Below are 21910 nucleotides of genomic sequence, written 5' to 3'. Positions count from 1 at the left end.
CGTTCGAGACTTGATTCAGGACTTGTTTCACAAGCGATGGGGAGATGCCGGTGACGGGGATTCAGCGCGGGATGTCACGAGGTTTGCACGGGCAGATCGTCGAGGTGATGGCGCAGCGGATCCTGTCGGGACAGATCCCGCAGGGCGCGACCATCAACGTGGTCGAGCTGCAGGCAGATCTCGGCGTCAGCCTGACCGCTGTCCGGGAGGCGTTGAAGGTACTGACCGCGAAGGGACTCGTCGACGCGCGGCAGAAGCGCGGCACGTTCGTCCGGCCGCGGTCGGACTGGAACCTGCTCGACGCGGACATGATCCGGTGGCACTTCGACGACGACGTGCGTCCCGAGTTGCTCGAAGAACTGCACGAAGTACGGGGCATCGTGGAACCTGCGGCCGCGCGGCTGGCCGCCGTACGGGCCGAGGATGTGCATCTGGAGGCGTTGGACTCCGCGCTGGCGGCGATGTCGTCGGCCGCTGACGACCTGGCCGCCGCCGAGGCGGACATCGCCTTCCACAAGGCGTTGCTGGCCGCGACCGGCAACGAGCTGCTGACCAAGATGGAGGTCATCATGGAGGCCGGCCTGGCCGATCGCGACCGGCTGGTGCATCGGGTGAAGCCCTCCGACGATTCGGTGCCGAGCCACCGGCGGGTGGTCGACGCGGTCCGCGCGCACGATCCGGAGGGCGCGGAGCTGGCGATGCGTGAACTCCTGGCGAAGGCGGCCGAGGATCTGTCCGAAGTACGGCGCCGCAAGTGAAGATCGAGCGGATCGAGACGTTCCTGGTCCCGCCACGCTGGTTGTTCTGCCGGATCGAGACCAGCGACGGCGTCGTCGGCTGGGGCGAGCCAGTCGTGGAGGGTCGCGCGGAAGTTGTCCGGACGGCGATCGAGACCTTGTCGGAGTATCTGATCGGGCAGGACCCGCTGCAGATCGAGCGGCACTGGCAGATCTTGTCGAAGGGCGGCTTCTACCGGGGCGGGCCGGTGCTGAGCAGCGCTGTCGCCGGCTTGGATCATGCCTTGTGGGACATCGCGGGGAAGGTCTACGGGGCGCCGGTTTCGTCGCTGCTCGGCGGGCGGGTGCGGGATCGCGTCCGGGTGTACGCGTGGGTCGGCGGCGATGAGCCGGCCGAGATCGCGGATCAGGTCGCCGCTCAGGTCGAGGCCGGGATGACCGCGGTGAAGATGAACGCGAGCGGGCGGATCCAGCCGTCGCCGTCGCTGGGTGAGGTCAACGCGATCGTGGCCCGGCTCGCGGCTGCTCGTTCAGTGCTTGGTGATACGCGTGATGTGGCGATCGACCTGCATGGTCGGGTCGGGATTGCGGCCGCGCGGCGGATCCTGCACGCGGTGGAGCCGTTGCATCCGCTGTTCGTCGAGGAGCCGGTGTTGCCGGAGCATCTGCACCATCTTCCAGAGGTTGTTTCAAGCTCTACGGTTCCGGTGGCCTTGGGCGAGCGGCTGTACAACCGGTCCGAGTTCGTGCCGGCCCTGGATGCCGGGGTCGCCGTGGTGCAGCCGGATGTTTCGCACGCGGGCGGGATCTCGGAGTTGCGGCGGATCGCAGTACTGGCTGAGACGCATGGCGCGTTGCTGGCGCCGCATTGTCCGCTTGGGCCGATCTCGTTGGCGGCGAGCCTGCAGGTTTCGTTCGCGACGCCGAACTTCTTGATCCAAGAGCAGAGTCGTGGGATCCACTACAACACGGGCAGCGACCTCACGTCGTACGTGACCGACCCGACGCCGTATACGTGGGTGAACGGGCACGCGGAGTTCAATCCCCTGCCTGGGTTGGGAATCACCGTCGATGAGGAGGCCGTTCGCGCGGCCGACAAGCTCGGGCACGCGTGGCGGAACCCGGTCTGGACGCACGAGGACGGATCGTTCGCAGAATGGTAGAGCTCCCCACCAACGAGGTCGTCGTCGATCTCGACGACGGCGGCCGCTGGACCTCGCTCGTCCTCGGCGGGCGCGAATGGCTGTGGACGAACCCTGCCCTGTCGTCAGTCCCACGCACTGGCTTCACGTCTTATATCGACGTCGGCGGCCTCGACGAATGCTTCCCCACCGTCCGCGGCGTCCCCGACCACGGCGCCCTATGGAACCAACCGTGGGCCTCCCTCGACGAAGACGAAGACTGGGACGCCGTCCAGTACGGCGAAGCCGTCCTCCTACGCCGCTTCAACGGCGGAGAGCCTCCTCCGGAGATCACCGAATCAGGCGCAATCTGGGCCGACTACCGCCTGGTCGCCCCGCCCGGCTACCACTTCACCTGGACCGCCCACGCCCTACTGGACTGCGCGGTCGGCACCAGGTTGATCGCCCCGACAGGCACCCCCTGCCGCCTCTACCCAGAAGCCACAGGACACCTGAATGTTCCTTGGCCCGGCACAGCGCCTTGGTTTGAGGCGAGTTGGCCATCTCCGGGTGGGATTGAAATGGAGACGTACGACTCGAACGACGGGTCAGCTATTGGCGCGGTGCTGGTGCACCTCTCGACGATTTCCGTGCGGGACGGCTCGGACGAGTTGACGTTCTCGCTCAGTTGCCCTGGCCAACCGGTTTCGGTGGCGTTGTGGCGGAATCTGGGTGGGTTTCCCGACGATACGCCGTACCGGAGTCTGGGGGTGGAGCCGATGCTCGGGCGGGTGTTCGACCTCGACGAAGCCGGGCCCGGTGACGCCGCGATCGTGCCCGAGTCGGGTGAACTGACCTGGCGGCTCGTCATCTCCGCCAGGTCAGTCTGATCGTGCTACCCGAGCGGCAGATCCAGCACCACGTTGGCAACCGTGGTGGAGTTGCTGGTGCGGATGGACGCGATCTCGGCGGCGGTCAACGCTCGCTTGTAGATGCGGACCTCATCCAGCGACCCGTCGAAATGGTGCGCCCCGTCGAGCCGCTGACCGACGTACATCTTGAACGGCCGGCCCGGACTGACCGACCCGGCGGGCGCTGCAACCGAAGCGGCCTGAGCCCCGTCCACCCAGATCGACAGCGTTCCGGCCTTGCGTTGCAGGGCGACGTGATGCCAGGCGTTGTCGTTGTACGCCTTGGTCGTCGCGACCACGGCGGTATTGCCCCCGGTCGTGATGAGCCCGCGGATCCGGCTGTCCCCCGGCTCGGCCCGCAGCCAGAACTGCGAGAAGTCGTTGATCCCGTAGCCCCAGAAGATCGCCTGGTTCGCGGTACTGGTTCCGTACTTGATCCAAGCCATAGCAGTAAAGTCCCCTGCCCCGACCGCCAGCGACTCGGCGAACGGGAGCTGGATCGCGTCGTCGACTCCATCGAGATCCCGCGCCTGCCCGAACTTGCCGGCGACCGCGGTGGTGCCGCCGCGCAGATAGCTGTTGTTCCCCAGGCCGGACACGTCCGGGGTGGTCGGCCCGCTCGCGCCGTCCGGCAGCCCGATGTCGGTCTCGGTGAACCGCGCGAACCGGATCTGATCGCGCGCATCGACCGCGCCGGCCTCGTACAGCAGCCCGATCTCACCCGTACCGAGCACGGCCATGTCGGAATAGCCGGACCAGTCGCTGGTGATCCTGGTGCCGTCGGCAACGGACTGCCAGGTGTTGCCCTCGTCGAAGCTGGACCGGATCGTCATGTACCTGCGCCGCAACGGATCCGCCGGCGAGGCGAACAGGATGCGGTTGTACTTCGCACCTTCGTCCACGGCCCGCAGTCGCAGCAGCGATCCCTGCACCGTAGGAGTCGTCAGCCCGGCGACGCTCTTGTACGGCGTGACGTAGGTCTCGCCGCCATCGTTGCTGACGGCAAATGCCCGGCTGTCGCCACCACTGCCGTTGTTGTTCCGCGCACCGGCATAGATGCCGCCGTCCACCTTTTCCACGACACTGATCTCCTGCGGAATGATGTCGGTGTTGCTCCGCAGATCGGTGGCGCCCTTGTGCCAGTGCTCGCCGTGATCGTCGCTGTAGACGAGCTGCCCGGCGACCTTCTGGCCGACGTCGTAGTTCGTCCCGGCGACGAGGCGGCCGGCGTGGACGCCACGGGTCAACTGGATGCCGTGCATCGGCCCGGTCGCGTACCAGCCCCAGGTGGGGTCGCCGATCTGGTCGGCGATGTTCGTCGCAGGAGTGAAGGACACACCGTCGTTGTCGCTGAACTGCACGTACGGAATCCGCGGCCGATCGGTCCCGTTGCCGGGATCCATCGTGGTCAGGAGCACTATCCGGCCGGTCTCGAGGTCGACGATCGGGGTCGGATTGCCGCGCGTGGACACGGCGTCCGGATCGCCGTCGACGCCGGACAACACGGTCTTCTGCTCCGACCAGCTCCGCCCGTTGTCGATGGACCGTCGGACGACGAGGTCGATCTCCTGCGAATCGGCACACCAGGTACGACGTGCTTCGGCGAAGGCGAGCAGGGTGCCCGCCTTCGTCCGGACGATCGCCGGGATCCGGTAGCAGCCGTAGCCGGCGAAGCCTTTGTCGAAGAGGACGGTCTGGGTGACCGTCGCTTGCGCGGGACTGGCCTGCTGGGGAGCGGCCACCAGGCCGGCCGCCAACAGGCAGAGGGTCAGGACTTGAATCAAGAAACGGCGGAAGCTGGGCATGGGGCGGGAGACCTGCCTTCCGGTGAATGGAAAGTAAACAACCTCTTGGATTGCTCATCCCGTAATTTGTCCACAACTCCGGCCTGCGAAACCCGGACATCGGACGTCCTATGTGTGGATCGATCAAATGCTCCAGGCCTCGATTGGCCTACCGTGAAATCGTCGAAGGAGAGCTGTCGTGGACCTGCTAGCCGAACTCAGCCGGCGGAAGGTGCTGGCGATCATCCGGGCGGACGGACCCGACCGGGCACTGAAGTGCATCCGCACCCTCGTCGGCGCGGGGATCACCGCGCTCGAGGTTTCGCTGACGACGCCGGGTGGTGCGGAGGCGATCGCCAAGGCTCGTTCGGAGTTCGATTCTTCGATCCTGATCGGCGCCGGGACTGTCATCACCGCCGCCCAGGCCGATGAGGTCGCAGCCGCTGGCGCAGGGTTTACCGTCACCCCGGCGATCACTCGTGGCGCCTACCGAAGTGTCGAGATCGGCCTGCCGCTCCTCTGCGGCGCGCTGACTCCGACCGAGGTGATCACCGCGCTCGACATGGGAGCGCTCGCGGTCAAGATTTTCCCAGCAAAACTCCACGGCCCCAGCTACCTCCGCGAACTCCGGGCTCCACTCCCCAACGCCCCACTCATCGCCGTCGGCGGCATCGACGCTTCGTCCGCTCCCCAATACCTGGCCGCAGGCGCCTTCGCAGTAGGCCTCGGCTCTCCACTCCTAGGCGACGCCGGCACCGGCGGCTCCCAATCCGCCCTGGCAGCCCGCGCCGCCACCTTCCTAGCCGCGGTAACCAATGCCTAACCCCCAGCCCACCTCACCCGGGGACCCCCTGGACGTGGAGGCCAACCCCCAGCCCAGCTCACCTGGGGATCCCCTGGACGTGGAGGCCAACCCGCAGTCCACCAGCGACCACCATCGGGAGAGCGCGGACCCAGTGACGGACGTCCAGCCCACCTCGCCGGCAGACCAGCCGACCGCCACGGCGGACCGCCACACCATCAGTACCCGCGACCTCCAGGGCTCCAGCCACTTGACTCAGGCGCCAACACCTTCGCCTGCGGTGACCACTGATGGCGTGGCGGTCCGGCTCGAGGTGCTCACGCTTGGCGAAGCGATGGTGTCGATCCGATCGAAGGCGACGATGCGACTCGGAGGCGAGGCGCACCTGTCGGTCGCCGGGTCGGAGAGCAATGTGGCGATCGGGCTGGCGCGGCTTGGGCATCGGGCTGCCTGGATAGGGGCCGTGGGCAACGATGAGCCCGGCAGGCTGATCCAGCGGACCTTGCGGGCCGAGGGAGTCGATACGCGGTACCTGCGCTTCTCGGACGAGTCGTTCACCGGGTTCATCGCGTTCGATCAACCCGCGCACGACATCACCCGGGTCAGCTACCACCGGCGCGGCTCGGCCGGCTCCACCCTGACCGCCGACGAGTGCATCCGGGCCATGGAAACATCCCAGCCCCACCTCCTCCACGTCACCGGCATCACCCCCGCCCTCTCCCCCGAGACTCGGCTCGCCTCGCTGGCCGCAGTACGGGCCGCCACCGCAGCCGGCGTACAGGTTTCGCTCGACGTCAACTACCGCGCCCGCCTCTGGTCTCGCGCTGACGCCGCCGCCGCGTTGCGCGAACTCATCCCGCACATCCACACCGTGTTCGCCTCGGACGACGAACTCGACATCCTCACCGACGCCACCGACCCGATCGCCGACCTCCTGACCTCAGCCGCCGAAGTCGTCGTCACCGCCGGCAGCAAGGGCGCCTGGTCGCACACCACTTCGGGCACCACCCACCGCCCAGCCCTCCCGGTCACCGTCGTCGACAGCATCGGCGCCGGTGATGCATTCGTCGCCGGCTACCTCTCCGCCACCCTCGACCACCTCCCGATCCCCGCCCGCCTAGAACGCGCCACGGCCACCGGCGCCTTCTGCGTCGGCGCATACGGCGACTGGGAATCCCTCCCCACCCGCGAGGACCTGACCCTCCTCGCCCACACCCACGGCACCGCCCTCCGTTGATCCGCGCGACACGCCGGATGCTCGGCGGCGCGACGCTGTCGGCCCCAGGGTTGGTGAGGTCGGCCGATCGGAGAGGGGACAGAATGCGTAGTACACGAAGGGGTTTCCTGGGCCTGGCTGTCATCGCGGCCGCCGCGTCGCGCACCCTGACAGCCTCAGCCACGACGACCGCCGACCGCTACCCGTCGAACACCGCTCTCTACGCCGACCCGTCCTTGGGCGAGGGCGTCGACTACTCGCGTCGCTACCGCCGGCACGAGTGGTTCGACGACGACCTCAGCCAGCGGTACGCCGTACAGCGCACGGTGATCCTGGCGCCACACGGCGGCGGAATCGAGGCCGGTACGTCGGAGTTGTGCCTCGCGATCGCCGGATATCACCCGGCCAGCCTGGTTCCAACACCTGCCGAGGGACCGGTTCACGACTACTGGATGTTCGAAGGACTGCGGTCGACCGGCAACGCCGAACTGCATGTCACGTCGACGAACTGCGACGACCCGGTGGCCAGAGCGCTCGCCGGCGGATCACTCAATGCGGTCAGCCTGCACGGTTGCACTGCCGCGCAGGCCGGCCTCGCGGACGGCACCGAGGCGGTCCTGGTCGGCGGACGGAACAGCACCTTCAAGACGAAGCTCCTGACCAGGCTCAACGCTGCCGGTATCCGCGCGATCGATGCCGCCTCCATCCCGGACCTGAACGGCGACGAACCCACCAACATCGCCAACCGCACCCTGCTCGGCACCGGCGCCCAACTCGAACTCACCACCTCGTTGCGGGCGGCAATGTTCGACACCAACACCCGAGCCGACCGCAAGAACACCACACGGGATCTCTTCCGGTCCTTCGTCAGCGCAACCCGAGCCGCCGTCGCCGACCTGGAGGCAGCCCAGCTGCTCCCCTGACTCGGCGCGCCCCGTACTGATTGTGATCGAGCCGTCGACGAATACACAGCCACCGTCGAAGGCGGCCCGGTCACCGGTGTCGGCACCTTCCACCTCAACGACCGGGGCCAGGTCCGCGAGATCGTCGTCAACCACCGCCCCCCTGTCGGCCGCCCTGACGATCTCCCGTCTCCTCGGCGAGAGCGCGATCGGCCGGCACCGCGACCCGGACGAGTTCTACCGCCCGAGCGAGCAGAGCTACGAGGATCTGCTCGCGTACGCCGATAAACAAGGCGACAGCTGAGCTCTCGACCCGCAAGGATCGGCCCATGGACGTCTTCGTGAAGCGGCGCGAGATCGCTACTGCCGGGTCGATCGCCGAGGCTCTCGGAATGTTCGAGGCAGAGGTGCGCTTCTACCGCGAGATCGCGCCGGAGATCGGCATCCGGGTACCGGCCTGCTACCACTCGGAGATCTCCGCCGAAGGCACCCTGCTCGAACTCGAAGACCTCTCCGCGTGGACCCTCGGCGCAGACCCCGAGGCCGCGGCCCACCTACTGGCCGACCTCCACAACCGCTGGACCGACAAAGTCGCCATCCGCTGGCCGTGGATCCGCCCCATCGGCGCCGGCGACGGCCTCGTAGAACGCCTGTACGCCGAAACCTGGCCGCGCCTAGCCGCCCGCGACGACCTCTCCCCCACCGTCCGCGCCCTCGCCGAACGCCTTGTCGGCAACGTGGCAACAGCCGAACGCCAACTCCTCACCGCCGGCCCACTCACCCTGATCCACGGCGACGCCTCAGCCCAGAACCTCCGCACCAGCCCCACCGGCGAGATAGCCCTCCTCGACTGGGAAGACGTCTCAGCAGCCCCCGGCGTACTAGACCTCGGCTGGCACCTACTCACCTCAGTCGACCCCACCCTCTGGCCAACCACCATCGCAACCTACAGGAGCGGCACCGGCACAAACACCGACGCCGCTCTCCAAGCAGTACTACCGTCCCTGGTCGTCCAAGGCCTACTCAGCTTGGCCAACCACGCGTCCACATCCCCTGAGGCAGAAGCCTGGCGGCGACGCCTGGACGCCGCCGCCGAACTCCTCAACAACTGACTATCAGCAGCCGTAGTTCTCCGATCCTTCTGGGTGGAGCTTCGACACCGGGGCAGGATCGGCAGCGCCGGCATCCCAGAACTGACCCGCAGGCAGCTTCGAAGGCACGAACTGGACCGTCGTCGCGGTTCCGGACGTACCGGTGATCTCGAATCTGATCGTGTGATCGGCCGCAGGTACGACGAACGGATCCCGCTCGCCGAACCCGCCCGGCACCTTGCCCAACGGAATCTTCCCGGTCTGCCCGGCGGACCGTACGACGCTCCAGAGCGTGACTGCCGGGGAGACGGTTTGATCCGTGACGGTCACACTCTCGATCGACTCACCGGAACAGATGCGGTACCCGACGACCAACTGCCCCGAGGATTCGCGCAGCACGTATCCGCGCGAGTCCGCTTCCCCAGTGGCCATGAGGTACAAGCCACCGACGAAGACGGCCAGCATCACCAGCACCCCGAGGCTGATCGGAAGGATGATCCGCCACCGCATCAGCAATATCCTCCATCGCACAGGCCGGCCGAACGTTCGAACCACATGCGGCGCCGGTTACCCCGGTGGATCGCCCAGTCCGCAATGTAAGCCGGAATGAAAGCATGACCGAAGCTCGCATATTGCGATGAGTGCTTTCCCTCATGGCGCAGACGCGCAGCGCGCTCGTTGCCCTCATAACGCTTCTTTGATACCCACACGTTACCGATGGTGTAACCGGCCTCCGGCACCCAGCGGCGGGAGCCGCTGCAGTAGAGGGTAAGACCCGGTGTCCTCTGGCAGTGAGCGCCCGAAGCGCGGGCGTACGCATAACCGAAGGCGGTGTAGTGGTAGTTCCTGACTGCACGGTAACCGGAGCTGAAGTTTCTGACGGCTGATCTGCCCCAACTCTTCCATTTCTTCCAGCCCCAGCGGCGGCCGTCCAGGTCGAAGGCGTTGATGGGGTCGGAGGGATAGGTGTAGGCGTTGGGGTTGCCGCCGGGGACCGGATCAAGGCTCGTGAAGAGGCCGGTGGTGGGGTTGTAGAGGCGGACGCCCATCAAGACCAAGCCGCTAGCCGAAGTGGCGCGTTGCTTCTCGCCGAGCCAGCCGTAGTCGACGGTGCCGGTGTCGGCCGGTGTGCCGCAGCCGAACTCGTCGTAGTTGCTCCAGGCACCGATCGAGGTGGCCGGCTGGGTGCCGGTCAGGTCGACGGTGGTGACGGTGTCGCCGTGCGGGTTGGCGATTGGAAGCGACGCCTTCCCGGTCTGGTCGACGGTGAGCGACAGGTCGCCGCCGATCAGTTCGGCGTACCGCTGGGTGGTGGTACCGGTGGCGACCCAGGTCGGGTTGTCGGAGGTGTCGGTGTAGTGGCGGATGGTGTCGGTCGAGCCGCTGGTGTTGGTCGCTGTTTCTACCGAGCGACGGTCCAGGGCGTCGAGGGTGTAGGTGGTGGTCGTTCCGCCCTGAGCGATGGATCGGGCGAGGTCGTTGTCGTAGTAGCCGATGGTGAGGTTGCCGTCGGCGGGCTTCGGGGTGTCCGAGGCCGGGAGGGTCGTCGTACGGCCGAGTGCGTCGTAGACGTAGTTCCCGACGCCGTTGGCACCCGTCACCGGGCGGTCAGCGGAGTCGAAGGCCCTGGTTGTGGTGGCGGCTCCGGTCGTGGTGCAGGAGCCATCAGCCGCCGCGGGCGCGGTGGACTTGGTGAGGCGGTTGTCGTTGCGGTCGAAGCCGTAGGTGCGGGTGACACAGCCTGGGGTTTGGGTGGGGTCGGTGACGTCGACGCCGGTGGTTGCGGCGGTGCGGTCTTCGACCTTGGTCAGGCGGCCGAGGCTGTCATAGCTATAGGCGCGGTCGTAGCCGACAGCGTCGCCAGGTGCATCACCAGGAGAACCAGTGAAAGCGTTGCCGTCCGGGGTCCACTCCCGAACGAGGCGGCCAGTGACGTCGTTGTCGACCGACCAGGACAACCACGGACCATCAGGATCGACCGTGGTCGAGCCGTCTTCGTTGGTGCTGGTGACCTGGCCGGTGTAGCGCAGCCCGGTCTGCTCACCGGCGTTGTCGTAGTCGGTGGACTGCGTGATCCCACCCGGCAACTTCTGCACAGTCATGGACCCGTCGGCGTCATAGGCACCGGTCGACGACCAGGTGGACCCAGAAGTGATGACCTCAACCTTGGTGGCCAGGCCACGGTGTTCAGTCTTGCCGGCCGCGTCAGTGCCGTCATAGGTGTAACGGGTTGAGCCGTTGGAGTCAGTCAGCGTAGCGATCTGACCACTCGCGTCGTAGACAGTGGTACTCACCGGGTCGCCTTGCGGCTGGTAGCTGACCTGACGGCCCCAGCTGTCGTAGCCCGTAGTGATCGTTGTCGTCGTGTTGTCAGCTGCCTTTGCCGTCACGACGGTCGCAGCACCTGTCGCACCGTCGTACGTCGTGGTCTTCTCTGTGTTCGCAGTCGAGCCAGTCAGACCAGTGACTGTTGTCTTGGTGGTCTGCGCGCGACCGTCGATCAAGTAGCTCGTCGTGCTGGTCCGGGTGACCTGACCAGAGGTCTGGGTGACGGTCTTCGGTGACAGCAGGTAGTTGTAGCTGGTCATGGTGGTAGTCGGCAAGGTCGGCCCGCTCGATGGAGCACCGGCCGGGTAGACCTTGCAGGTCAGGCCACCCCACTGCGGCTTAAGACCACACTCGGGCGCGGCCGAGTTGGCGGTTGCCGTGTAGTAGATGGTCTTCGTGGTTCCCACATCGGCGCCGTTGGAGTTCGGCTGTCGACTGTCGATGACACGGCCTTCGGTGTCATACCGGGTGACCTTGACGACATCACCGGTCACGTCGTTACGAGGACCGGCGGGGTTGGCGTCGGTGATCGTCTTGCTGGGCCTGCCGAGGGCCCACCCGTCGCCGTCGCCCACAACTGCTGCGACGTACTCGGTCTGTGTACGGGTGATCGGCTCCTCGGTTCCCGCGGCCGGGTCGAAGGCGCCCGTAGTGACCGTGGTCGGCAGGCGGTAAGGCAGAGCAGTTGCCGGGTTGATGCCTGAGTTCGGCGCGGACTCGTCGTACGCGTTGTGGGTGTGCGTCCGGACCCACTTGGTGCTGCCGTCCTTGACTGTTGCGAAGCGCGACGGGCCGTAAGAATCCATCACCAAGGTCCCCGCAGGAGTGACCACCGCATCGCCGGCAGCGTTCTTGATGTCGGCGTTGTACACGTTCACCGTGGCCAACTGGTCGGCTGGAGCACCTGCCGGTACTGCGTTGTCGATCACGGTCCGCAGAGCGCGCTCGTCCAACTGGCGAGTCACGTTGCCCTGGTCGTTGTAGTCGGTGGAGGTGTATTGCCAGTCCCCAGCACCGTACTTCGCGTTGTTGACGGTATAGCCCGCCGCGTCGGTGTACTGCAGGTCGGCGTACTGCCAGTCGTCAGCACCCGGAGTACCGGACACCGGGTGATCCGGACCGAAGACGGCGTACCCGTTGGCGGGAGTCGTCTTCTGGTTCCACCTGGCGACCGAACCAGCGGTCAGGTCCGGCAGACCCGCTCCGGACAGGGGTACGTCGTACACGAACTTGGCGAGCGTCGCCGTGCCACCAGCAGGGTCACCGGCGGGACGGTCGCGCTTGACCGAGTCCAGCTTCTCCTGGTCGCCCACTGCCACATAGTTCAGCTGGTACGGCGTTTGGCCGGCCGGCTTGAGCGAGGTGAGGTGATTGGCGGCGTTGTAGGTGTACTCGGTAGAGAGATTCGACCGCGGATCGGTGACCTTGATCAGTCGCCCGCTGCCGTCGTAGGTGTAGGCCGCGACCTGGATCGAGTCCATCGCGGCGCCACCGGACTTGTCGGGGTTGTAGATGTCCAGCCAGGCCTCGGTCATCTGGAACTGGCCCGTGCCGACGGCCGCGTACTTGAAGCGCAGCGCGCGACACCCCGCAGCCATCCCGGTCAGCGGCGGCTTGGTCTGGTCGTAGGCACCACAGGTGACGCCTGGCCCGGTCGGTGCGAGGATGCGCACGACGCGGCCGCTCGAGTCGTAGGAGTACGTCGTCTTGGTCGCGATGCCCGGCTCGCTGATCGTGATCGGCCGCCAGACCGACGGCTGGTTCGGGAACGGCCGCTCCGGGACGTTCCAGGTGGTGACGGTGCCGTCATCCTCGATGTAGGACAGCACCGGCGCCGTGGCGGTACCGGTGATGGTCAGTTTCGACCCGTCGACCTGGGTGTCCTCGTCGGCCGGAATCCAGGTGCCTTGGTCGAAGGTGTCCGTGGTACGCCGCTTGTGGGTCGGCGAGGTGTAGACCAGGGAGGTCCCGTCGCCGTCCACCAGCGCGATCGTGCCGTCGATGCTGGTCGAGTCGATGACCCGCCACCCGGCCGCGCCGGCTTCGGCGCCGTCGAACTCGGCGACCCAGCCCGGACCGAAGGCACCGTCGATGTCGTTGGTCGGCGTCGAGTAGGTCGAGTGCGACCGCGAGATCGACAGGTCACCGGTGTAGCCGGGCACGGAAACATCCGTTGCGTCGAGGTTGAACTCACCGGTCCGGAGCGCGACCTGGCCGGGGCCTGCTGCCGAGGTCGGGAAACCGTTGCCGAAGGCATGCGGTACGCGTTGGATGGTGGTATTCGGGGTCTGGGACCAGGTGCACTGCTCGGTCGTGCCGTACTTGAAGCAGACCTGTACATCCAGCAGCACCGGGGCTCTGTCGTTCAACGTCGTCGGCTGGATGCCGGCGGTGTTGGGGTCGGAGTCGAGGTTGGCGTCGATCTTGGCGGTGGTGCTGTCCCATTGGGTGTTGACGGTGACGCCACCGGCGGCGTTGTCCAGAACGCTGAGCGCGGTCGGGTCTTCGTTCCAGCCGACCAGGTCATCTGAGCTGCCGTAGCCGGAGACGCGCCACTTCACGTGTGCTGTCACCGAGGACGCGAGGCCCTTCGGCGGACCTGCCGCAGTCACCCGGACCGTGCTCGACGTGGTGGTCCGCGGGTTCACGGCCGGTGAGGTCAGCGAGGTGCCGCCCCAACCGAACTTGTACGTCGCGTTCGACGACAACGTGCCTGCTGGGGTTTCGGCCTGGGTCACGATGGTGTGCAGACCCGGGGTGTCCTTGCTGAACTTCACCTCGTACTTCGCAACGTTCGGATCCGTCGAGGGCATGATCTTGACCTGGCCTTCGACACCGTTCGTGCCGGCCGGTCGCTTGCCGTCGACGATCAGGCGGAGATAGCCCGGTGCGTTGTAGCCGGAGCCGGTCGCGGAGACGGTGCAGGTGACGTCCGCGGTGGGTGAGTTGTCCTGCCAGGAGTCGTTGTTGTACGGCGCCGGGCACGACACCGTCGGCTGCGACGGGACTGCAGCGCCGGTGCGCAGGCGCTGGTTGTAGCCAACCCACGGCCCGTCGACCCGGCCGTCGTTGGCCTTCGCTCGGATGTAGAGCAGCGTGTTGTCGGGGAGCGGGGTGGCTGGGGATGGGCGGCAGCCGGCGAGCGTGCCGGAGGCATACACCGACGACGTACAGGTGCCCCACGACTTGAACGTGTCACCGGAGCCGGTGTAGAACTCGAAGATGTACTTGACCGTATTCCCGTCCGGGTCGGTCGCCTTCGTCCGCACCCAGGGGCGCAGGCTCGCCGAATACAACCACGACGTCGTCTCACCCGGAGCCGCGTAGGCGACGGCCTCGGACGGCTCGACCGTGGCCGGCTTGGCCGGGGGACGGTTCCAGGTGAAACCGATGACCGGGTCCTTGGTGCCGGACGTGGCGTAGAACCGCTTCCACGAGTTCACGTCCGCCTCGTTCGCCGCGATCAGCGCCATCCCGCCCACGTCGTACGGTGCCTTGGACCAGGCCTGGGCAAGGCTGGTCATCGGGATCGAGATCCGCCCGCCCGGACAGTCGCTGGAGAAACCCTTCGCCGCGGAGGCCTGACCGTAGACCGAACCCAGCGCCGGCTGGTTCGTCCAGCGGGTCGCGGTATCGGCCAGCGTCATCGTCGACCGGATATACACCGTGCTCGGCGTGCAGGACGAGGCGCCGTACTGCCAGATCGACAACGACGACGACAAGATGTCCTTGCCCTTGAACGGCGCGGTCGAGAAATTCAAGAACGTGCGCTCGGTGTGCGTCCCGTTCTTCCCCGTCCGCAGATCCGGCAACCCCGACAGATCAGAGGTATAACCGGACTGGACGAACGTGTCGAACGCCGCGTACGCCGAACCCGTCGCATAGGTCGGATCGACCGTCACCGGGAACACCCGGGCCGGGTCCAGGAACCACTTCGCGTCCGGCGCGACCACCAACGTCGCCTTACCCGCGGACGCCTGCTCAACAGTGACCTTCACCGTCGCCTTGTCCACACCCGCCGCGTCCCACATGAACCCGACCGGGATCTTCGACCGGACGACATTCTTCGCATCGACGAACGCGATCGAACCATCCGCCTGCTGCTTCGCGGTCAAACCCTTGGTGCGCAGCGGAATCCGCCACACCGGCGCCGTGGCTGGGCGCTGCTTCACGACGAAGTCGTTCTCGAAACCGTTCCGGCGGGCATCCAGCACCAGGTCGACACCGGGCTGAACCTCGGCGTACGTCGCCTTCGTGCCGTCCAGGCTCGGCTCGGGAAGCTTCCAGGGAGAGATCCACTCGACCGTCTTGCCGGGGCCGGAATCGGCCGAGGCGAACACCTGACCGGTCGCGGCGTTGCGCTTCCCCAGACGCAGACCGTGCTGCTGAGAGCGGGGTGCGACCGACCCGTCGACGCCCTTCTGCAGAGTCAGATCGACGTCCTTCCAGGCACCGCCGGACTTGAAGCGGATCGGGGCCGCATGCGCCTCCGTCGTCATCGTGCCGTCCGGATTCGACCAGGTGGTCGAGGTCTCGGTCCGCATCGACTCGACCTCGACCCGGGAACCCTGCGAGCGGGCCGTCACCGCAGCAGAGACCACGTCCGGACGGGACGTCACTTTTGCGGGTGGGGCGGCAGGGGGCTTGGCGTCGGGGATGGCGGCAGGGGCGGCGTCGGCGACCGACTGGCCGATCCCCATTCCAAGCACGAGGACTGATGACAGGGCCAGGCCTACCAGGCGTGGCAACCGGGGTCGTTGAGGTCGACCCAAGCGATCGAGAACGGACAAGGCGATCTCCCCACAACTCGCGCCGGCCTGGGACGACTCGACGACGGGCAGGGTCGTCGAGCGGGCCGGGCGACCCAACCATCGCGTACGCAGCGTGGGCTGTTAGCACTTTCTGCAGCTAGTTGCAGAAACTGCTTCTCGCCGTAACAGCCCCACCTGCCCTCGCCCTGCCGCACCGATGCCGAGCCCGCACGAGGCGAAGGCCGGTAGACGACGCAGCGCGGGTCAGATCAGGTCGGCCTGGGCTTCGATCTCGTTCTCGGGGTCGATCGGGAGGATGATCTTGAACCAGGTCTCGCCGGGCTTGGAGTCGACCCGGAGGTCGCCGTGGTGTTTCTTCACCACGATCCGCCAGGAGATGTCCAGGCCGAGGCCGGTGCCTTCGCCGATCGGCTTGGTGGTGAAGAACGGCTCGAAGATCCGGTTCCGGATCTCCGGCGGGATGCCGGGGCCGGTGTCGCCGATCATCACGACGGCATAGGCGCCGTCGCGTTTGGTCCGGATCGTCAACGTGCCTTCGCCGTTCATCGCGCCGACCGCGTTGTCGATGATGTTGGTCCAGACCTGGTTCAGCTCCGCGGCGTACGCCGGGATCTGCGGCAGCTCCGGGTCGAAGTCCTTCACCACGTTCAGGCCTTGCAGCTTGCCCGACATCATCACCAGCGTGGACTTGAGCAGTTCGCGCAGATCCACCACCTGGTACGGCGCGCGGTCGATCTGGGAGTACTGCTTGGCGGCCCCGACCAGGGTGGAGATCCGGGTCACCGAGTCGTCGATCTCGTTCATCAGCGACTCGGTGTCGATCGTGTACATCAACCAGCGCACCGCGCCTTCGAGGTACTCGTCGCCGACCGCCGCCTGCACCTCTTCCATCCACGGCACGTCCAGCCCGACCGCGGCCAGCACCGGCGCGACATCCCAGCTGTTGCGGACGCCATGGTCGTCCAGCCAGTCGGTCAGCGAGTCCTCGGCATCGCTGAGGTCCAGCGGCGACAGCTCGGGAGCCTTCGCCACCTTCTCGACCGCCGCCTCCTGGATCGCCACGATCGCGTGCAGCTTGGTCGCGTCAAGGGTGCCGTCGGCAAGCATCGCCAGCTTGGACCGCATTCCGGCGACCCGCTGCCGCAGTGTCGCCGCAGCCCGAACCGCTGCTGCTGCAGGGTTGTTGAGCTCGTGCGTCAGACCGGCGGACAAGGATCCCAGGGCAAGCAACCGCTCACGCTCACCCATCGTCTCGTTGGTCCGCCGCATGCCCTGGACGAAGCCGTCGATCAGGTGCACCGCCATCGGGAACCAGCGGTTCATCATCGTCGCCATCGTCTCGGCGGTGATGACGAAGAACGTGGACGGCTCGAGCACCCGCATCGTCGCGTTGTAGTTCTTGCGCTCGTCGGCGCCGAGGAAGGCGGTCACCGCGCCGGCGTACACACCGCGTTGCGTACTGCGGTTGATCTCCACCTCTTCGCCGTGCGACAGCTTGCACATCCGGATCCCACCGGTGAGCAGCAGGTAGCAGCAGGTCGCCTCGTCACCCTCGCTGAAGACGATCCCGTCGTCGACGGCCTCCACGTGCCCTTCCCGCGACAGCCAGCCGAGTTGCTCGTCGGTCAGGCTCTCGAACAGGAACAGCGTGCGGAGCTCGTCGATGCTGAGCCGCAACGGTTCGTCCGTTTCAGAAACTGCCATCAGAGCATCTCCAGATATCTGTGCACCAGGGTCACTGCCATCGCACCGTCGCCGACCGCGGACGCGACCCGCTTCACCGACTCGGCCCGGACATCGCCGGCCGCGAACACGCCGGGCATGCTGGTCTCGAGGTGATACGGCTCGCGCTCCAGCACCCAGCCCGGTGGCCGCCCGTGCAGGTCGGGCCCGGTCAGGACGAAGCCGCGTTCGTCGCGCAACAGGTCACCCGGCAGCCAGTCCGTCCGCGGAGCCGCGCCGATGAACACGAACATCCATTCCGTGTCCACCTCCCGGCTCTCTCCGGTCGCACTGTTCACCAAGGTCACCCGCTCCAGGTGCTCCGACCCCTTGCAGGACACCACCTGGGTGCAGGTGTGCACCTCGATGTTGTCGATCTGGCCGATCTGGTCGATCAGGTAGGAGGACATGGTCGCCTCGAGCGATGGTCCTCTCACCAGCATATGCACGGTCTTGGCATGTTTCGAGAAATAGACCGCCGCCTGGCCCGCGGAGTTGGCTCCGCCGATGATGTAGACCTCCTGGCCGGCGCAGGCCGGACCCTCGGTGGTCGCCGATCCGTAGTAGATACCGCGACCGCAGAGATCGTCCACGCCGGGCGCTTCCAGCGATCGGTAGGCGACGCCGGTCGCCAGGATCACCGAGTGCGCGGAGATCTCGCTGCCGTCGGAGAACACCAGCCGCCGGGCCGATCCGGTCGACTCGAGCTGGACCACCTGCCGGGCGGTCAGCAACTCGGCCCCGAACCGGACCGCCTGCCGCCGCGCCCGATCGGTCAGCTGTGCACCGGACACCCCATCCGGGAAACCCAGGTAGTTCTCGATCCGGCTCGACTGACCCGCCTGCCCGCCGGTCGCCACCTGCTCGACCAGCACGGTCCGGAGACCTTCGCTCGCACCGTAGACGGCCGCGCCGAGACCGGCCGGGCCACCGCCGACCACGACAAGGTCGTAGAACTCCGCGGCCGGAGCAGTGGACAGACCGACCTTGTCGGCCAGGTCCGCCTCGGACGGCGCGACCAGCACTTCGCCTTCCGGCGTGATGATGACCGGCAGCGTCGTACCGTCGACTCCGGCTGCTTCGAGCAGGCGTTTGCTCTCCTCGTCGTCGACACCCATCCAGCGGAACGGGACGGCGTTGCGGGCGAGGAAGTCGCGGGCCGCGAACGACGGCGCCGACCAGCGGTGCCCGATCACCCGGGTCTCGTCGGTGGACGGCTCCGGGGTCGCCTTCCAGAGCTCGAGCATGGAGTCGACCACCGGGTAGAGCTTCTCCTCCGGCGGGTTCCACGGCTTGAGCAGGTAGTGGTCGAGGTCGACCACGTTGATCGCCTGGATGGCGGCATCCGTATCGGCGTACGCGGTCAGCAGCACCCGCCGGGCGAGCGGGTAGAGGTCCATCGCGGCCTCGAGGAAGTCGATGCCGGACATCCCCGGCATCCGGTAGTCGGCCAGCAGCAGGGCGACCGGTTCGCCCCGGAGCTTGAGTTCACGCAGGGCATCCAGGGCCTGGTCGGGCGCTTCGGCCCGGACGATCCGGTTCTCCTCGCCGTACCGGCGGCGAAGGTCGCGGGCGATCGACCGGGAGACGCCCGGGTCGTCGTCCACGGTCAGGATCACCGGGCGGGTTGTCGACGCTGTCATGCCTCCTTCATACCAGCGGATCGCCAACTTCCCGCAACGGTTCAGCCAAGGGCGTTACCGCCGCTGTTACGGAAGGGCCGCGAGGTACGGCGCGTGGCTGTTCTGGAACTCCCAGTTGTAGTACTTGTCCCAGTTGATCGACCACGTCATCAACCCGCGGAACGCCGGCGAAGAACCGCCCCGGAGCGTGTAGCCGGCACAGTTCTGACCCTTGACCAGGCAGTCGAGCGCCTGCTGAACGGCTGCAGGGGCGGTGTAGCCGTTCCCGGCACTACTAGCTGCCGGTACGCCGAACGCAAGCTGGTCTTGTCGCAGACCCGGGAAGGTCTGCCCGGTGGTGCCGACCGGGAAGCCGGCCTTGATCATGTCGGTCATCGCAATGTGGAAGTCCGCGCCGCCCATCGTGTGGTACTGGTTGTCCAGCCCCATCACGGGACCCGAGTTGTAGTCCTGGACGTGCAGCACGGTGAGCGAGTCGCGGAGCGCGTGAATCACCGGCAGGTACGAACCGCGCCGGTTGTCGCCGCCGTTCGTCCCGGAGCCGTAGAACTGGTAGCCGATCTGGACGAAGAAGGTCTCCGGCGCCATCGTCAGCACGAACCTCGATCCGTACTTCGCCTTCAGCGTCTTCAGCGCCGAGATCAGGTTCACGATCACCGGCGTCGTCGGGTTGCGGAAGTCGGTGTCGTTGGCGTCCAGGTAGAGCGAATGGCCCTCGAAATCGATGTCGAGCCCGTCCAGTCCGTACCGGTCGATGATCGCGCTGACCGAACTCACAAAGGAGTCGCGGGCCGCGGCGGTGGTGAGCTGGACCTGTCCGTTCTGGCCGCCGATCGAGATCAGCACCTTCGTCCCGGCCGCCTGCTTGGTCCGGATCGCCGCGATGAAGTCAGCGTCGCTCTCCACATTCGGGCACTCGTTCGCCGGGCAGCGGTTGAATCGGATATCGCCGGACGTCACCGAGGTCGGCTCACCGAAGGAGAGGTTGATGATGTTCCAGGCGGATGGGATGTCGGCCATCCGGACGTATCCGGATCCGTTGGCGAAGCTGGCATGCATGTAGCCGATCAGGGCGTGCTTTGCGAGACCGGTACTAGTACAGCCACTCGTCGTACCGGTTGTTGCCGAGGACTTAGCTGACTCTCCATTGCTGTTGTACGCGGCAACCGTGTAGCTGTGACTGGTGCACGTGGAGAGGCCGTCGACTGTCGCCGTAGTACCGGTGGCTGTCTTGACGACGCTGGAGCCTTCGTAGACCCGGTACCCCGTCACAGTGCCACTGGAAGCTCCCCAGGACAGGGAGATCGCGCTGTTCGTAGTACTGGTGACAGAGGGGGCGCCGGGGACACCTGGAGCTCCACCGGTTGGCGGCGTACCACCGGGGCCGTCCAAGCTCACGTCATCAGCCTGGTACGCCGGTTGGCCGTACCACCCGTGGAGGTAGACCTGTGCCGAGGTCTGGCTGGCTCCTGTCGTGAAGGCAACCGTCAGTTGCGTGTAGCCGGAGGCTGACGGCGTCCAAGTCGAGGAGCCGCCTGTGACGCCCAGGTAGACATAGGAACCCCGCACCCAGGCTGACAGCGTGTATGCCGTATTGGCTTGTACTGCGACAGTCTGGCTGCACTGGGCGAAGTCGCTGGCCGACACAGCTCCGTTCAACGCTCCAGTGCCCGAGTGGGTCGGACTACTGATCACCGAGCCGCCTGAACAGGTCCAGCCACTCAGCGAGCCGGCCTCGAAGCCAGGGTTGGCCAGCAGGTTCGCGGCCTGCGCAGTGGCCACGCCGGTCACCAATCCTGTGAGGACGACGAGCAAGGCGGTGAGCGCGGCAAGACACCGTGAACGCATGGCCGGACCTCCGGGGCGGGGTGGGTGCATTAAGTAGAGAGGTTCCGAAACTCCTGGTCAATGGATCACCCGGTCGGATTCCCGACCTGTCCGATACCCGACGCACCCAGCCGTCGGGACGTGCTGGGTTCAGCCTGCGTGCGCGTTCACGAAGGCGCCGACCAGTTCGGCGTACCGGATCGGCTCCTCGAAGTGCGGAAAATGCCCCGACCGCTCGAAGGTGACCACCCGCCCACCCGGCACATTGTTGCGATAGGCATCGACCGACACGGGATCGGTCGCCAGATCATCGATCCCCTCGATCAGCAGACTGGGCTGGCTGAGCTCCTTCAACCGCTCCAACTTGGAGTTGTAGAGCTCCGCCACCGTCACCAGATGACTCATCCCCCTCGCCCAGATCTCCTCGGAGAAACCTGCTTCCTGTCCAACCTGCTCGAACTCGGCACGCCTAGCGGGATCATGGAAGGACAGATCCTGAAACCTGGCGCCCAACCCCCAGGCGAGCTCATAGGTCTTGTCTTCAGCGGTCAGCCTGCGCGGAAGAACTGCCAACGCCCTGCACTCCGCCGCTTTCTCGTGATCGCCCAACTCGTCGTAAAGCCTGGCGAATATCGGCAACCGGAAACGATCGTTGGCGTCGAAGTCCCAGCACGGACAGTCGAAGATCACCGCACTGACCGAATCCGGATGCCGTACGGCGTACTCCACCGCGTAGTTCCCACCCGCCGAGTGCCCGAGAATCGCCCATTTGCCGATCCCAAGCCGCTCACGCAACGCCTCGAAGTCCTCCAGCAGCAGATCGAGATCGAGCCGCTCTCCCGGCCCCACCGGATCCGACCGCAGCACGCCACGCTGATCCGGCGCGATCAACCGAACCCTCTTCGCCAGCAAGTCCGCCTGGAACTGCTGGTAGTGGTAGCCCCCACCGTGCCCGTGGATGAACAGCAGCGGCGGAGCAGTCGCCGCTCCGTACTCCGCCACGAAGAGATTCACCCCATTGATCTCCATCCCCGCACGCTAGCCCAACGGATCT

15 protein-coding genes are annotated in these 21910 nt (G+C 66.6%); 8 read left to right on the top strand and 7 right to left on the bottom strand.

The window, feature by feature from the left end:
* The first annotated feature begins 50 nt into the window (after nt 1–50).
* Genes ABZ004_RS23390 through ABZ004_RS23380 form a run of 3 tightly spaced genes read left to right on the top strand, consistent with a single transcriptional unit; the run spans nt 51 to nt 2748 of the window.
* Entirely contained in the window at nt 51–758 is a 708-nt protein-coding gene (locus ABZ004_RS23390; RefSeq protein ID WP_355682689.1) for an FCD domain-containing protein, read from the top strand.
* Nucleotides 755–1900 carry a galactonate dehydratase gene (gene dgoD, locus ABZ004_RS23385; protein WP_355682687.1) on the top strand — a complete coding sequence of 382 codons (1146 nt, stop codon included), beginning with the start codon at nt 755–757 and terminating at the stop codon, nt 1898–1900. Before ABZ004_RS23390 ends, dgoD begins: the two co-directional genes overlap by 4 nt.
* Nucleotides 1894–2748 carry a hypothetical protein gene (locus tag ABZ004_RS23380; protein WP_355682685.1) on the top strand — a complete coding sequence of 285 codons (855 nt, stop codon included), beginning with the start codon at nt 1894–1896 and terminating at the stop codon, nt 2746–2748. The genes dgoD and ABZ004_RS23380 overlap by 7 nt, the downstream gene beginning before the upstream one ends.
* Nucleotides 2749–2753: 5 nt before the next feature.
* Here ABZ004_RS23380 and ABZ004_RS23375 read toward each other — a convergent pair whose 3' ends face one another.
* The gene (locus ABZ004_RS23375) at nt 2754–4574 is read right to left on the bottom strand and encodes a sialidase family protein (protein ID WP_355682684.1); all 1821 of its coding nucleotides are present in this window, start codon (nt 4572–4574) and stop codon (nt 2754–2756) included.
* Nucleotides 4575–4752: 178 nt separating this feature from the next.
* Between ABZ004_RS23375 and ABZ004_RS23370 the strand changes: the two genes are divergently transcribed.
* The 5 genes from ABZ004_RS23370 to ABZ004_RS23350 all read left to right on the top strand — a co-directional run bounded on the left by ABZ004_RS23370 (nt 4753) and on the right by ABZ004_RS23350 (nt 8585).
* Complete coding sequence (locus ABZ004_RS23370) at nt 4753–5376, top strand: bifunctional 4-hydroxy-2-oxoglutarate aldolase/2-dehydro-3-deoxy-phosphogluconate aldolase (protein WP_355682682.1); 624 nt, start codon at nt 4753–4755, stop codon at nt 5374–5376.
* A gap of 259 nt (nt 5377–5635) precedes the next feature.
* Nucleotides 5636–6592 (top strand): sugar kinase, encoded by a 957-nt coding sequence (locus ABZ004_RS23365; protein ID WP_355682680.1) that lies wholly within the window; start codon nt 5636–5638, stop codon nt 6590–6592.
* A gap of 83 nt (nt 6593–6675) precedes the next feature.
* A complete protein-coding gene (locus ABZ004_RS23360) occupies nt 6676–7494 on the top strand; it encodes a poly-gamma-glutamate hydrolase family protein (RefSeq protein ID WP_355682678.1) in 819 nt (272 codons plus the stop codon).
* Between the two features lie 22 nt (nt 7495–7516).
* Nucleotides 7517–7777, top strand: coding sequence for a hypothetical protein (locus tag ABZ004_RS23355; protein WP_355682676.1), 261 nt, complete (start codon nt 7517–7519; stop codon nt 7775–7777).
* 25 nt (nt 7778–7802) lie between these two features.
* Nucleotides 7803–8585, top strand: a complete 783-nt coding sequence (locus tag ABZ004_RS23350; RefSeq protein WP_355682674.1) for an aminoglycoside phosphotransferase family protein — start codon at nt 7803–7805, stop codon at nt 8583–8585.
* Nucleotides 8586–8588: 3 nt separating this feature from the next.
* Here the strand turns inward: ABZ004_RS23350 and ABZ004_RS23345 are convergent, their stop codons facing one another.
* The 6 genes from ABZ004_RS23345 to ABZ004_RS23320 form a co-directional block, all read right to left on the bottom strand.
* Complete coding sequence (locus ABZ004_RS23345; RefSeq protein WP_355682672.1) at nt 8589–9074, bottom strand: hypothetical protein; 486 nt, start codon at nt 9072–9074, stop codon at nt 8589–8591.
* Nucleotides 9074–15592, bottom strand: coding sequence for an RHS repeat-associated core domain-containing protein (locus ABZ004_RS23340; protein WP_355682670.1), 6519 nt, complete (start codon nt 15590–15592; stop codon nt 9074–9076). Before ABZ004_RS23340 ends, ABZ004_RS23345 begins: the two co-directional genes overlap by 1 nt.
* Before the next feature lie 315 nt (nt 15593–15907).
* Nucleotides 15908–17368: an ATP-binding protein gene (locus ABZ004_RS23335; RefSeq protein ID WP_355682668.1), complete on the bottom strand. Its 1461-nt coding sequence runs from the start codon at nt 17366–17368 to the stop codon at nt 15908–15910.
* Entirely contained in the window at nt 17368–19029 is a 1662-nt protein-coding gene (locus ABZ004_RS23330; protein WP_355682666.1) for an FAD-dependent oxidoreductase, read from the bottom strand. The genes ABZ004_RS23335 and ABZ004_RS23330 overlap by 1 nt, the downstream gene beginning before the upstream one ends.
* Before the next feature lie 66 nt (nt 19030–19095).
* On the bottom strand, nt 19096–20877 hold the full coding sequence (locus ABZ004_RS23325; RefSeq protein ID WP_355682664.1) for a glycoside hydrolase family 18 protein: 1782 nt from the start codon (nt 20875–20877) through the stop codon (nt 19096–19098).
* Between the two features lie 129 nt (nt 20878–21006).
* Nucleotides 21007–21885, bottom strand: coding sequence for an alpha/beta hydrolase (locus tag ABZ004_RS23320; protein WP_355682662.1), 879 nt, complete (start codon nt 21883–21885; stop codon nt 21007–21009).
* Nucleotides 21886–21910 lie beyond the last annotated feature (25 nt).

The organism is Kribbella sp. NPDC006257 (assembly GCF_040613535.1).
GTDB lineage: Bacteria > Actinomycetota > Actinomycetes > Propionibacteriales > Kribbellaceae > Kribbella.
Note: the sequence above shows the minus strand (reverse complement) of the source record. Positions and strands in the feature narration are given on the sequence as shown.